This is a genomic window from Micromonospora sp. C95 (assembly GCF_018070465.1).
Taxonomy (GTDB): domain Bacteria; phylum Actinomycetota; class Actinomycetes; order Mycobacteriales; family Micromonosporaceae; genus Micromonospora.
On record NZ_JAGPXT010000035.1, the window covers coordinates 1 to 12,739 of the forward strand.

Consider the following 12,739-nt stretch of genomic DNA (forward strand, 5'->3'; position numbering starts at 1 on the left):
GGGCGGGGGTGGGGGTGGGGGTGGGTGGGGTCGTGTTAGAGGGTGCAGTTGATTAGGACGGGTTCGGGGTGGAGGGTTACGCCGAAGCGGGTGCGGACGCCGTCGCGGATCTCGCGGGCCAGGGTGAGCAGAGCCCGGGTGCTGGCGGTGCCGGTGGGGTTGGTCAGGGCGAGGGTGTGCTTGGTGGAGATGGCGGTGCCCTCGGGGCCGGGATACCCCTTGCCGAAGCCGGCCTTGTCGATCAACCAGGCAGCGCTGACCTTGACCAGGTCACCGGCACCGGGCCAGGCCGGCGGCTCACCCAGGTCGGCGGCCCGCTGCCGCAGTTGCTCGTACGCCGCGGCGTCGAGGACCGGATTGGTGAAGAACGAGCCGACGGAGCGGGTGTCGGGGTCGCCCGCGTCGAGCACCATGCCCTTGCCGGCGCGCAGTCCCAGCACCGTGGCCCGGGCCTGGGCCAGCGGCACCCGGTCACCGACCTCGACGCCGAGCGCCCGGGCCAGCTCCGCGTAGCGCACCGGGCCGGACAGCGGCGAGCGGGCCAGCCGGAAGTCCACCGACAGCACCACCCAGCGCTCGTTGTACTTGAAGACGCTCGACCGGTAGGCGAAGCCGCAGTCGACGGCCTCGACCTGCCCGACCGTGCCGGCCGCCCGGTCGTAGACCTGCACGGCGGTGATGGTCTCGGCGACCTCCTGCCCGTACGCTCCGACGTTCTGGATCGGGGTGGCACCGGTCGAGCCGGGGATGCCGGACAGACACTCCAGCCCCGACCAGCCGTTGCGTACCGTCGCGGCGACCAGGTCGTCCCACGGCTCACCGGCCTCGACCCGTACCGTCACGGTCTGCTCGTCCTCGGCGAGCACCCGCAGCCCCCGGGAGCGGACCAGGACCACCGTGCCGGGGAAGCCACCGTCACCGATCACCACGTTGCTACCGCCGGCGATCAGGAGAACCTCGGCGTTCGCCTCGCGTACCCGGCTGACGATCTCGTCGGCGTTGCCGGCGGTCACGACCCGGCCGGCCGGCCCACCCACGCACAATGTCGTGTATTGCGCCAGATCGTCCGTGCTGGCGGGTTGCGCGGCGGCTGTCGGCTGGGCGTAGACGTCGGACACGCCTCTCACCCTAGGCTGAGGGGTAGCCGTGGCACCCACTGGTGGCCCGGTCACCCCCGGGAGGATGGCGATGAGCAGATTGCACGGCAGCAAGGATTTCTGGATTGGCGCACTGCGGGCGGAGGGCCCGGCTTTCGCCGCCGCGGTGGCCGAGGCGCCGCCCGAGACACCCGTGCTGTCCTGTCCCGGTTGGACCGTGACCGATTTGACCCGTCACCTCGCCGGCGTCTACCGGTGGGTGCACGACGTGGCCGGCTCGGGCGACCCGGCGGCGCCGCAGCAGAACCGGTCACAGCCGGTCGAGCCGGCGGCGGGCGTCACCGCCGTGCAGCAGTGGCAGCAGGCGTACGACGACCTGATGGCGCTCTTCGACACCCTCGATCCGGAGGCACCGGCGTGGAACTGGGCCCCCCAGCCGAAGAAGGCCGGCTTCTGGCCGCGCCGGATGGCCCACGAGACGGCGGTGCACCGCTGGGACGCCCAACTCGCCATCGCCGCCGGTGAGCCGGTCGAGGCCAAGCTCGCGGCCGACGGGGTGAGCGAGGTGCTGGACACCTGGTTGCCGGCGGGCCGGCGCAGGTCGGGCGGCCCGTGGGCGGGCGTGGTCCGGTTGACCGCCACCGACGCCGACCACGAGTGGTATCTGCGGCTGCGTGGCGAGGGGGTCGCCCTGCTCGACACCGGCACCATCCTCGACCACGACGACCACCACGCCCGGGTTCAGGTCACCGGCACCGCCAGCGATCTGCTGCTGGCGCTCTGGGGCCGGGTCAGCTTCGACACCCTGACCGTGGTGGGCGACCGCACCCTGCTCGACGGCGTCCGCACCGGCTGACCCCCTCCCGACCTCGTTGATCATGAGGTTGGCGGCAGAGTTGATCTCCTCAGTTGCCGCCAACCTCATGATCAATTGACCTGGGTGGACGGCGGGCCGGTTGTGGCCATTCTGTGATGGGTGCCGAGAGAGCGCTCTCTTGACACGGTCCCGGGGCGGGCCGCAGGCTACGAGAGAGCGCTCTCAGAGCCTTCTACCACCACCCGACCTGAGAGGGGTCATCAGACAATGGGCACATTCCCGCGTCACCGCCTCGCGGCGGTCGCTCTGGCCGCCACCGGCGTCCTGCTCGTCACCGGCGGCTGTGGCGGCGGCGACGAGGCCGCCGGGGACGGCACGATAACGCTCACCGTCGACGTCTTCGGCCAGTTCGGCTACGAGCAGCTCTACCAGCAGTACATGGACGACAACCCGAACATCAAGATCGTCGAGCGGGGCACCGGCGGCAACCTCGACGAGTACTCGCCGAAGCTGACCCAGTGGCTCGCCGCGGGCAAGGGCGCCGGCGACGTGGTGGCCATCGAAGAGGGCCTGATGGTCGAGTACAAGGCCAACCCGGACAACTTCGTCAACCTGCTCGACCACGGTGCCGCCGACCTCAAGGGCAACTTCCTGGAGTGGAAGTGGAACCAGGGGCTCACCGCCGACGGCCAGAAGCTGATCGGGCTCGGCACCGACGTCGGCGGCATGGCCATGTGCTACCGCACCGACCTCTTCGACAAGGCCGGCCTGCCGACCGACCGGGAGCAGGTCTCCGCACTCTGGCCGACCTGGGCGGACTACATCGCCACCGGCGAGAAGTTCAAGGCCGCCAACACCGGCGCCTCGTTCCTGGACGCGGCCACCAACACCTTCAACACGATCGTGCTCCAGACCGCCGGCAACGCGCAGGGCTACCACTACTACGACACCAGCGACAACCTGGTGGTGGACAGCAACCCGGCGGTGAAGCAGGCCTGGGACATCACCATGAACATCGTCAGCGCCGGCCTGTCCGGCAAGTACGGCTCCTGGTCGGAGGAGTGGGTCTCCGCCTTCAAGCAGGCCAAGTTCGCCACCATCGCCTGCCCCGCCTGGATGACCGGCGTGATCGAGGGCAACGCCGGGCCGGAGGCCAAGGGCAAGTGGGACATCGCCCGGGTGCCCGGCAACGGCGGCAACTGGGGCGGCTCGCACCTGGCCGTGCCGCAGCAGAGCAAGCACCAGGAGGAGGCGGTCAAGCTGGTCAAGTTCCTGACCAGCGCCGAGGGTCACATCGGCGCCTTCAAGGCCAAGGGTCCGCTGCCGTCCTCGCCGCAGGCGCTTGACGACCCGGCGATCACCGAGGCCACCAACGCGTACTTCTCCGACGCGCCGGTCGGCAAGATCTTCGGCGAGGGCGCGAAGACGCTGAAGCCGGTCTACATGGGCCCGAAGAACCAGGCCGTCCGCACCGAGGTGGAGAACGCGGTCCGCACCGTCGAGCTGGGCCAGCGTACGCCCGAGCAGGGGTGGCAGGACGCGGTCGACAACGCCAAGAAGGCTGCCGCCAAGTAACCGACCCGAGGCCCCCTCCCCGCCGCCGGTCCAGGCTCCGCCGCGATTCGCAGGTGTACGCGGCCCGCACTGGACCGGCGCGGGGCGGGGGCGTGGAAAGGAGTCAACGGGTCATGGCGTTGCAGCTCGACGCGCGCCCGCCGGGCACACCGGCGCCGCGTGCCACCCGCCCGTCCCGGGCCGGCCGGCTGAGCCGGATCGACGCGAAGTACTCGCCCTATCTCTACATCGCCCCGTTCTTCGTGATCTTCGCGATCTTCGGGGCCTGGCCGCTGGCGTACACCTTCTGGGTCTCGCTGCACGACTGGGACCTGCTGGGCAGCAATCCCACGTTCATCGGCGCGGACAACTACACCCGACTGCTGGCGGACAGTGACTTCTGGCACTCGGTGGTCAACACCCTCGGCATCTTCGTCCTCAGCACGGTCCCGCAGTTGCTCGCCGCGCTCTGGTTGGCGAACCTGCTCAACCGGCAGTTGCGGATGCGTACCGGTTGGCGGATGACGGTGCTGGTGCCGAACGTCACCTCCACGGCCGCCGTGGCGATCGTGTTCGGGGTGCTGTTCGGCCGCGAGTTCGGCATGGTCAACTGGCTGCTCGACCTGGTCGGCGTCGACGGCATCGAGTGGAAGTCGAACCGGTTCGCCTCCTGGGTGGCCATCTCGACGATGGTCGACTGGCGCTGGACCGGCTACAACGCATTGATCTTCCTGGCCGCCATGCAGGCCATTCCCCGCGATCTGTACGAGGCGGCGGCGATCGACGGCGCGAACCGGGCCCGGCAGTTCTGGACCATCACCGTGCCGCTGCTCAAGCCCACGATCATCTTCTGCGTCATCATCTCCACGATCGGCGGGCTGCAACTGTTCACCGAGCCCCGGCTGTTCCACTCCGGCACCAATGCGATCCGGGGTGGGCCGATGCGCGAGTCGCAGACGATGACCATGTACATGTTCGAGAATGCCTTCGCGCCGTACTACAACTTCGGCTACGGGTCCGCTGTCGCCTGGCTGCTCTTCGCCCTGATCGCCATCGTCGCGGCGATCAACGTCTTGATCATCCGCCGGCTCGGTGCCGGCGCCCGGCCGGACACCGGCAAGCGGAAGGGAGGCTCCCGATGAGCGAGCGCAGCGAGGTGGCTCCGGTGAGCGAGCGCAGCGAGGTGGCTCCGGTGAGCGAGCGCAGCGAGGTGGCGCGATGAGCCGGTTGTGGCGGGCGAGCCCGCTCACCTACTTCGCACTCGTCGCCGCCGGGGTCATGTCGGTCTTCCCGATCTACTGGATGTTCGTGGTGGCCAGCCGGTCCAGTGACGCGATGGGCCAACTGCCACCGCCGGTGACGCCCGGCGGCAACCTGGGTGCGAACATCGCCCGACTGTTCGCCAACACCGATGCCTACTTCCTGACCGGCCTGATCAATTCGGCGATCGTCGCGATCACGGTCACCGTCTCGGTGGTCTTCTTCTCCACCATTGCCGGGTTCGCCTTCGCGAAGCTGCGGTTCCGGGGCAGCAACGCACTTCTGATGATCATCATTGCCACGATGATGGTGCCCACCCAACTGGGCGTCATTCCGTTGTACATCCTGATGACGAAGCTGAACCTGAACGACCGCCTGCCGGCCGTGATCATGCCCGCCCTGGTCACCGGGTTCGGGGTGTTCATGATGCGGCAGTACGCCGGGCAGGCGGTCAGCAGTGAGCTGATCGAGGCCGCCCGGGTGGACGGTTGCGGTACCGCCCGCGTCTACTGGAACGTGGTGGTGCCGGCCCTGCGGCCAGCCGCCGCCGTCCTCGGCCTGCTCACCTTCATGACCACCTGGAACGACTTCCTCTGGCCGTACGCGGTGCTCAACGACCCGGAGAATCCCACCGTGCAACTATCGTTGCGGGCCCTGTCTGACGGCTACTACCAGGACATGTCCCAGGTCTTCACCGGCACGGCCATCGCCACGCTGCCCCTGCTGCTGGTATTCGTCCTGTTCGGCCGCCAGATCATCGGCGGGATCATGGAAGGTGCGGTCAAGGCGTGACTGAGTTGAGATTCCCGGACAACTTTCTCTGGGGTGCGGCCACCGCGGCGTACCAGATCGAGGGGGCGGCCCGCGACGACGGGCGCGGCCCGTCGATCTGGGACACCTTCAGCCGTACGCCGGGCAAGGTGCACGCCGGTCACACCGGTGACGTCGCCTGCGACCACTACCACCGCTACGCCGACGACGTCGCGATGATGGCGGAGCTGGGGTTGCAGGCGTACCGCTTCTCGGTGTCCTGGCCCCGCATCCAGCCCGACGGCAGCGGCCCGGTAAACCCTCGCGGCCTGGACTTCTACGACCGGCTGACGGACGCGCTGCTGGGCCGGGGAATCGACCCGATCGTCACGCTCTACCACTGGGACCTGCCGCAGACGTTGCAGGATCGGGGCGGGTGGACCAGCCGGGACACCGCCGAGCACTTCGCCACCTACGCCAGCGCCCTGTACGCCCGCCTGGGCGACCGGGTCGGCACCTGGACCACGCTCAACGAGCCGTGGTGTTCGGCGTACCTCGGCTACGGCAACGGCGTGCACGCCCCCGGCGTGCAGGACCCGGGGGCAGCCTTCGCCGCCGTGCACCACCTGCTGCTCGCGCACGGCCTGGCGACCCAGGCGCTGCGCGCGGGCGGCGCCGGCCGCGTCGGGGTCACGCTCAATCCCGCAGACGTACGCCCCGCCGACCCGAACAGCACCGCCGACGCCGCGGCCGTACGTCTGGTCGACGGACTGCACAACCGGATCTTCCTCGATCCACTGCTGGTCGGCGGGTACCCGGACGACGTCCGCGAGCACGTCGCACGGTTCGTCGAGCCCACCTTCGTCCGGGACGAGGACGAGAAGACCATCGCGGCGCCGATCGACCTGCTCGGGATCAACTACTACGCGCCCACCTACGTCGCGGGCCGATCGGACGGTGCCGGCGGTGGTGGGGCGTACCCCGGCACCGAGGGGCGGGTGCAGTTCCTGGCGCCGGTCGGCCCGCTCACCGACATGGGCTGGATGATCGAGCCGGCCGGGCTGACCCGGCTGCTGGAACGCATCGCCACCGACTACCCGGCGGTGCCGCTGCTGATCACCGAGAACGGTGCGGCTTTCCCGGACAAGACCGCCGACCCGACGACCCCGCTTCAGGACTCGGACCGGGTCGCCTACCTCGACGGCCACCTGCGGGCCGCGCACGAGGCCATCGCCCGGGGCGTCGACCTGCGCGGCTATCTCGTATGGTCATTGCTTGACAACTTCGAGTGGGCCGAGGGGTACCGTAAGCGATTCGGCATCGTGCACGTCGACTACCTCACTCAGCGGCGTACACCGAAGTCCAGCGCCCGGTGGTACCAGGAGGTGATCTCCCGGAACGGGCTGTGACGAGGTGGTGGTTTCTCCGATGACGGGGGCGCAGCGGCCCACTCTGGAAGCGGTGGCACGACGGGCCGGGGTGTCCCGGGCCACCGTTTCCCGGGTGGTGAACGGGTCGACCACGGTCGCCGAGCCGATCCAGGAGGCGGTCCGCCAGGCGGTCGCCGAGTTGGGGTACGTGCCGAACCTGGCCGCACGCACCCTCGTCACCCAGCGGACCGACTCGATCGCCCTGGTGATGCCGGAGGAGGCCACCCGGGTCTTCTCCGACGACCAGGTCTTCCCGGGGATCATCCGCGGCGCCGCCCAGGAGTTGGAGGCCGCCGACAAACAGCTGGTGCTGATGCTGGCCGGGTCGCCGGCCGGGCATGAACGGGTCGCCCGGTACACCACCGGCCGACACGTCGACGGGGTGCTGTTCGCCTCGCTGCACGGGGCCGATCCACTGCCCGCCCGGCTGGCCGCGCTGGGCATCCCGGTGGTGTGCAGCGGCCGGCCGCTCGACGGGGCGGAGGTGCCGTACATCGACGTCGACCAGGTCGGCGGGGTCACCCGCGCGGTACGGCACCTGATCGACAACGGCCGGCGCCGGATCGCCACCATCGCCGGGCCGCAGGACATGGTCGCCGGGATCGAGCGGCTGACCGGGTACCTGGACACCGTCGCCGCCGCCGGGCTGCCCGAGATGGTGGCGGTCGGCGACTTCACCCGTGAGTCCGGAGCGGCGGCGATGCGCGAACTGCTCGCCGCCCATCCCGACCTCGATGCCGTATTCGCCGCGTCGGACCTGATGGCGCATGCCGCCCTGCGTACGCTGCGCGAGGCGGGACGGCGGGTGCCGGAGGACGTGGCGGTGATCGGCTTCGACGACATCGAGACCGCCGCTTACACCGATCCGCCGTTGACCACCGTCCGGCAACCGATAGTGGAGTTGGGCCGGCAGGGCACCCGGCTGCTGCTCCGCCTCGCCGCCGGCGAACAGGTCGAGCCGGCGCTCATCCTGCCCACCGAGCTGATCATCCGCCAATCCGCCTGAGCCCGGGGCGACGCCGATACGCCCAGCGCCGTGAAATATGTGGACTGTGATGTTCGGCATTGCGTCCTCATTACGCCTCGCGGTCCCTCAACCGCCGGGCCTTTCCCAACAGGGGCGTCGGAATGGAGCCACTGCCCGATGAGCCGTTGATCGCGCCCGGATCGGGCAGGTCCTGCATTGTCTGCACCCAATTCCGGTATGTACGGTGGGCCCGTCACGCACAGTGGTTCGTGGCGCGATCCGTGGGGGAGTCGAACGGTGCCGACCGAAACGGCGTTGAATGCGGCCGATCCGAGCCATCGCGTCTCCGGCGGGGCACCGGACCGCTCGACCCGCACCTGGCAGTTGGTGGGAATCTCCACCCTGGCCGGCGTGATCGCACTGGCCTCGATCGCGGTCCCGTGGTTACTGACCCCCGACGAGAGCCGGCCCGATGGCACCGCCGCCCCCGCCGCCACGGGCAACCAGACCGTCCCGCCACCGTCGGCCACCGCCAGCCCGCTGGCGACCTCGGTCGGCCCGGCCTCACAGCTAACTACGGCGGCAACCGGGCCGAACGCGGCCAACGGCGGACCGATCTCGAAACCGGCGCCGGGCCAGTCGGCCAGGCCGGTGACGACCGCACCGCCGCCGGTGGCCGCCGCACCGCCGCCATCGCCGTCCGCCGAGCCGGACGGCTCCAGCGGGACGCTGCCGTTCCGGCCGGCCAGTGTGGAGGCCGAGGACCCGGCCAACCTGCTCACCGAAGGTGCCGGCATCGCCGTCTGTGGCGCCTGCGAGGGCGGTGCCCGGGTCCGCTACGTGGGCAGGCTCACCGCCTACCTCACCACGGCGACCGCCGGCAGTCGGACCATAACCGTGAGTTACACGGTCAACGGTGAGCGCAGTATCCAGATCTCCATCAACGGTGCCGCACCAACCACGCACCGCCTGACCGGCACGGACTGGGACATCCCGCGCACCTTCCGGTACACGGCGACGGTCCCGGCGGGACGGGTCAGCATGGCCTTCTACAACGACGCCGGTCCAGCTCCCGACATCGACAAGATCACCATAAGCTGACTGTGCGCGGATGAGCCGATTCGTCGCGTACGTCGCGCTGTGCCGAGCCATCTTGCTCGGCAGGTTGGCGCTGACGCTGGCAGCGGTGGGCGTCGGCATCCGGCTCGCCGACGATCCCTGGCAGACGCTCGGCGTCCTCCTGCTCATCACCGTGACCACCTGCGTGCAGGTCACCGTGCTGGGTCGATGGCCCGGCGTCATCCGATGGCGGTTGGGTTTCCTGGTCGTCGACGCGGCAATCATGATCGCGGTACTGGTGCTCAGTCAGGGAAACGTGGCCTTCTTCTGCTACGCCGCCGGCTTCGCCGCACTCACCGGCACCCTGCTGGGGACCCTCGCGCTACCCCTCTGGGTCGCTGACGCCGGCCTCGGACTGGCCGTGGCGACACACCTGCTCCGAACCGGCGGGACAGCCGACTCCGTCGCCGCGCCCTTCGTCCTGGCATTCCCGATGATGGACATCGTCTGCGGGTACGGTGCGGCCGTGCTGACAGCGGCCCTGGCCCGCTATCTCGACGCTTCGATCGCCACGGTGGCCAGCGCCTACCACTCGGCGGCGGCCTCCGAGCGGGCACGGCTGGCACGCGAGTTGCACGACTCGGTCGCGAAGACGCTACGCGGTGTCTCGTTCGCCGCCGTCGCCCTCCCCACCCTGCTCCGCCGGCAGCCCGACCTGGCCGAGGAGCTCGCCAGCACCGTCTCCGCCGGAGCCGACACCGCCATCCGGGAGGCCCGCGAACTGCTCACCGGGTTGCGCAAGGACGCACTCGACCGGCCGTTTGCCGAGCATCTGCGCCAGGTCTGTCGCGGCTGGACGGAGTGGAGCAGGGTGCCCACGCGGCTCGACGTCAGCGCTGTCGAGGAGCCGACCCCGGCGGTCCGATACGAGCTGACCCACATCCTTGACGAAGCGTTGGAGAACGTGGCCCGACACGCGAACGCGACCCTGGTCCAGGTGAGTCTGCGGCAGCGAGCGGGTCGGGTGGTACTGACCATCCAGGACGACGGCGTGGGCTTCGTTCCGCCCGGTGAGCTGACGGAGCTGTCCAGCAGCGGCAGCTTCGGGATCATCGGCATGGCGGAACGCGCCCAGACGGTCGGCGGCTCAGTGCACGTCGACTCCCTCGGCGGGTCGGGTACCACTGTGGTGGCCCAGGTTCCGCTGTCGGCTACCGCCGACGCTGCCTCGGCCCGGTTCGGCGGATGAGACAACCATGATCGAAGTATTGATCGTCGACGACAACCCGATCGTTCGGATGGCCTTGCGCGGCTACCTCGCGAGCGCCGGCGATGTGACCGTGGTCGGTGAGGCACCGGACGGACGGACCGCGGTGACCGTGGCGCGGCGGCTGCGTCCGGGCGTGACGCTGCTGGATCACCGGATGCCGATCGCCGACGGTCTCAGCGTGGTCAGCCAGCTCGCGGAGTACTCCCGCGTCCTCGTCCTGACCAGCGACGACGCCGACGAGTTGATCGCCGGGATGCTGCGCGGCGGTGCCCACGGCTACCTGGTGCACGGTGAGTTCGACCCCGCCGAGTTGCTGCGTGCGGTCCGGGCGGTGGCCGCCGGCGAGGGCTGGCTGTCGGCCCGTGGTGCCTCGGTCACCATCGCCATGCTTCGCGAGCAGGCGGCCCGCGAGCAGGAAGACGCGGTCCGCGCCGAGGGAACCCGGGCGCGGCGCGAGAGGTTCGGCCTGACCCGGCGCGAGCAGGACGTGATGGCGCTGCTGTGCGCCGGGCACGCGAACGCGGCGATCGCCCGCCAACTGCTGCTGACCGAGAAGACGGTCAAGAACCACCTCGCGAGCATCTTCACCAAGTTGCAGGCCACCAACCGTACCGAGGCGGTGGTGCGGTGGACGGGTCAGCAGTAGCCGAGCCGGGCCGCGCGACGCACGGGGTGGCCGCCCTGTCGAGCTGACGGCCTGAACGGATCGCGCTGGACCGGCTGAACGCCATCGTCCGTGCCTGCGTCGTATGGACGACGGGCCCTACCGCCCGGCACACCCTCGGATGGGACAGCTATGGGCGACGGATCTTTCGGTGGGCCGATGATCGAGGGACCGGCCGATCGACGGATGAGGGACGCCAGCGAACGGCCGCGGATCGGCACCGACCCGGTGACCGCCCTGATCGTTCATCCCGACGCGGCGGAGCGGGCCGCTCTTGGGGCGGTACTCGACTCCGGCGAACGGATACGGGTCGTCACGCTCACCGACGACGGCGACGCGGCGGTGACCTTGGCACACCGGCAGCGTCCCGCCGTGGTCCTGCTCGACGAGCGGGTCAATGCGCCGGACAACCGGGATCTGATCCAAGCCTTGGCCCGATGGTCGCGAGTGATCGTGCTGACCGGTGCCGCCGAACACAGCGCGATCAGGGAACTGCTCTGCGCACCGGTGCGTGGCTGTCTGGTGTACGGCCACTTCGAGGCGTCCGACCTGCTCGGTGCCGTTCGTGCGGTCGCCGCCGGCCTGGGCTGGCTATCACCGGTGGCGGTGGCCGCGGCGACCTGGCAGCTGCGGAGCGCGCGGTAGCCCGGGGCGTACCCGGTCCCGCCGGGTCAGGACACCAGTTCGTCGCTCCTGTCGAGGGCTCCCCGCGCGGCGCGCAGGGCGTAGAACGACCGTGACCGCACCGTACCCTCCGGAATCCCGATCCGGGTCGCCACCTCGGCGACCGAGGCACCGCCGTAGTAGAGCTCGACGAGCACGGCACGGTGCTCGGGAGTGATCCTGCGGAGCGCGTCGGCCAGGGTGATCCGGTCCACGATGCCTTCGAAGGCGTTGTCCGACGACGCCATCCAGCCCACGTCGATCCCGTAGATCTCGGTCGGCCGGGCGGCGCGGGCCCGAGCGGCATCGATCATCAGATGTCGGGCGACTATGAAGAGCCACCGGCGTACGGTGTCCGCCTCCGGCGGCAGCTCCGCCAACCGACGCCACGCCCGCAGCATGGTCTCCTGCATCAGATCCTCGGCGAGTTCGCGCTGGCCCCGGGTCAGGCGAAGCAGAAAGGAATACAGCGGTCGGGAGTTCGCGGCGAAGATCGCCTGCATCCGGCGCGCAGCCTCGGTGTCGGTGCCGACCGATCTCGTCGGGCAGACGTCGGTGGACAGGGCGATCGCCTCCTGCGGCCGGGATGGTGTACGCGGCGTACCGGACGCTAGCGACCGGCAGGGCCGGGATGCCTGAGGCAAAGGACCCAGGACGCAGCTCGTCACCCGGGCGCTGGTTCATCCGGTCAGGTAGTCGTCCTCTTCGACCTCGGGCCGCTCCTTCGGGCGGTGCGAGCCGGGTTTGCAGCCCGCGAACGGGCCGTTGGGGCTGCGCAGCGCCTCCATGGTCGGCCAGAGGTAGCTCTGGTGCCACATCGCCGGGTCGGACGGTTGCGCTTGCGCGCCGGTCCGCTCCTGCCAGGCGAGCCAGAGTCCGTGCAGGTAGGCGATCGCCTCCGGGTGTTCCCGCCAGCGGGGACACCACGGCGAGTTGGAGCTGACCTCCCCGCCGTACACCGGGAGCAGGAGGTCTTCCACCCACATCGAGAGCCGTCGGAGTTCCTCGACGTACTCCGCCCCGTCGAGGTACAGGATGAAGAAGGGTTTGTCCTGGTCGGTGGCCTCCGCCTCGTCGTCGGTGACCGTCGGCACCGAGGCCGGTTCGCCGGGCGGGATCGGTTGCGTCATGGTGGTCGCTCCACATCGCACTCGTCGGTGTCGGACATGTCGGCCCGGCCGACGCTGGGGCCTAGGCCCTGTGTCGAA

General features: G+C 70.0%; 13 protein-coding genes. 10 read left to right on the plus strand and 3 right to left on the minus strand.

What is annotated here, in order from left to right:
- Window positions 1–35: 35 nt before the first annotated feature.
- Window positions 36–1,118 (minus strand): UDP-N-acetylmuramate dehydrogenase, encoded by a 1,083-nt coding sequence (locus KBX00_RS26190; protein ID WP_210830729.1) that lies wholly within the window; start codon window positions 1,116–1,118, stop codon window positions 36–38.
- Between the two features lie 70 nt (window positions 1,119–1,188).
- Between KBX00_RS26190 and KBX00_RS26195 the strand changes: the two genes are divergently transcribed.
- The 10 genes from KBX00_RS26195 to KBX00_RS26240 all read left to right on the plus strand — a co-directional run bounded on the left by KBX00_RS26195 (window position 1,189) and on the right by KBX00_RS26240 (window position 11,513).
- Window positions 1,189–1,953: a maleylpyruvate isomerase family mycothiol-dependent enzyme gene (locus KBX00_RS26195; RefSeq protein ID WP_210830730.1), complete on the plus strand. Its 765-nt coding sequence runs from the start codon at window positions 1,189–1,191 to the stop codon at window positions 1,951–1,953.
- Window positions 1,954–2,181: 228 nt separating this feature from the next.
- Window positions 2,182–3,489 (plus strand): ABC transporter substrate-binding protein, encoded by a 1,308-nt coding sequence (locus KBX00_RS26200; protein WP_210830731.1) that lies wholly within the window; start codon window positions 2,182–2,184, stop codon window positions 3,487–3,489.
- Window positions 3,490–3,602: 113 nt separating this feature from the next.
- Window positions 3,603–4,610: a carbohydrate ABC transporter permease gene (locus KBX00_RS26205; protein WP_210830732.1), complete on the plus strand. Its 1,008-nt coding sequence runs from the start codon at window positions 3,603–3,605 to the stop codon at window positions 4,608–4,610.
- Between the two features lie 76 nt (window positions 4,611–4,686).
- The gene (locus KBX00_RS26210; RefSeq protein WP_210830733.1) at window positions 4,687–5,520 is read left to right on the plus strand and encodes a carbohydrate ABC transporter permease; all 834 of its coding nucleotides are present in this window, start codon (window positions 4,687–4,689) and stop codon (window positions 5,518–5,520) included.
- Window positions 5,517–6,887 carry a GH1 family beta-glucosidase gene (locus KBX00_RS26215; RefSeq protein ID WP_210830734.1) on the plus strand — a complete coding sequence of 457 codons (1,371 nt, stop codon included), beginning with the start codon at window positions 5,517–5,519 and terminating at the stop codon, window positions 6,885–6,887. The genes KBX00_RS26210 and KBX00_RS26215 overlap by 4 nt, the downstream gene beginning before the upstream one ends.
- Window positions 6,888–6,906: 19 nt before the next feature.
- A complete protein-coding gene (locus KBX00_RS26220) occupies window positions 6,907–7,914 on the plus strand; it encodes a LacI family DNA-binding transcriptional regulator (RefSeq protein WP_210830735.1) in 1,008 nt (335 codons plus the stop codon).
- A gap of 258 nt (window positions 7,915–8,172) precedes the next feature.
- The gene (locus KBX00_RS26225; protein WP_210830736.1) at window positions 8,173–8,976 is read left to right on the plus strand and encodes a hypothetical protein; all 804 of its coding nucleotides are present in this window, start codon (window positions 8,173–8,175) and stop codon (window positions 8,974–8,976) included.
- Between the two features lie 10 nt (window positions 8,977–8,986).
- The gene (locus KBX00_RS26230; RefSeq protein WP_210830737.1) at window positions 8,987–10,183 is read left to right on the plus strand and encodes a sensor histidine kinase; all 1,197 of its coding nucleotides are present in this window, start codon (window positions 8,987–8,989) and stop codon (window positions 10,181–10,183) included.
- Window positions 10,184–10,190: 7 nt separating this feature from the next.
- Window positions 10,191–10,850: a response regulator transcription factor gene (locus KBX00_RS26235; RefSeq protein WP_210830738.1), complete on the plus strand. Its 660-nt coding sequence runs from the start codon at window positions 10,191–10,193 to the stop codon at window positions 10,848–10,850.
- A 204-nt stretch (window positions 10,851–11,054) separates the two neighbouring features.
- Window positions 11,055–11,513: a response regulator transcription factor gene (locus KBX00_RS26240; RefSeq protein WP_210830739.1), complete on the plus strand. Its 459-nt coding sequence runs from the start codon at window positions 11,055–11,057 to the stop codon at window positions 11,511–11,513.
- Between the two features lie 26 nt (window positions 11,514–11,539).
- Here KBX00_RS26240 and KBX00_RS26245 read toward each other — a convergent pair whose 3' ends face one another.
- Both KBX00_RS26245 and KBX00_RS26250 read right to left on the minus strand, forming a co-directional pair.
- Window positions 11,540–12,034 carry a sigma-70 family RNA polymerase sigma factor gene (locus KBX00_RS26245; RefSeq protein ID WP_210830740.1) on the minus strand — a complete coding sequence of 165 codons (495 nt, stop codon included), beginning with the start codon at window positions 12,032–12,034 and terminating at the stop codon, window positions 11,540–11,542.
- Between the two features lie 177 nt (window positions 12,035–12,211).
- Window positions 12,212–12,661, minus strand: a complete 450-nt coding sequence (locus tag KBX00_RS26250) for a DUF4913 domain-containing protein (protein WP_210830741.1) — start codon at window positions 12,659–12,661, stop codon at window positions 12,212–12,214.
- Window positions 12,662–12,739: the final 78 nt, after the last annotated feature.

Coding starts and splice junctions, on each gene's coding strand:
- KBX00_RS26195 (WP_210830730.1), top strand. CDS start 1,189: ATGAGCAGATTGCACGGCAGCAAGGATTTCTGGATTGGCGCACTGCGG.
- KBX00_RS26200 (WP_210830731.1), top strand. CDS start 2,182: ATGGGCACATTCCCGCGTCACCGCCTCGCGGCGGTCGCTCTGGCCGCC.
- KBX00_RS26205 (WP_210830732.1), top strand. CDS start 3,603: ATGGCGTTGCAGCTCGACGCGCGCCCGCCGGGCACACCGGCGCCGCGT.
- KBX00_RS26210 (WP_210830733.1), top strand. CDS start 4,687: ATGAGCCGGTTGTGGCGGGCGAGCCCGCTCACCTACTTCGCACTCGTC.
- KBX00_RS26220 (WP_210830735.1), top strand. CDS start 6,907: ATGACGGGGGCGCAGCGGCCCACTCTGGAAGCGGTGGCACGACGGGCC.
- KBX00_RS26230 (WP_210830737.1), top strand. CDS start 8,987: ATGAGCCGATTCGTCGCGTACGTCGCGCTGTGCCGAGCCATCTTGCTC.
- KBX00_RS26235 (WP_210830738.1), top strand. CDS start 10,191: ATGATCGAAGTATTGATCGTCGACGACAACCCGATCGTTCGGATGGCC.
- KBX00_RS26240 (WP_210830739.1), top strand. CDS start 11,055: ATGAGGGACGCCAGCGAACGGCCGCGGATCGGCACCGACCCGGTGACC.
- KBX00_RS26245 (WP_210830740.1), bottom strand. CDS start 12,034: ATGCAGGCGATCTTCGCCGCGAACTCCCGACCGCTGTATTCCTTTCTG.
- KBX00_RS26250 (WP_210830741.1), bottom strand. CDS start 12,661: ATGACGCAACCGATCCCGCCCGGCGAACCGGCCTCGGTGCCGACGGTC.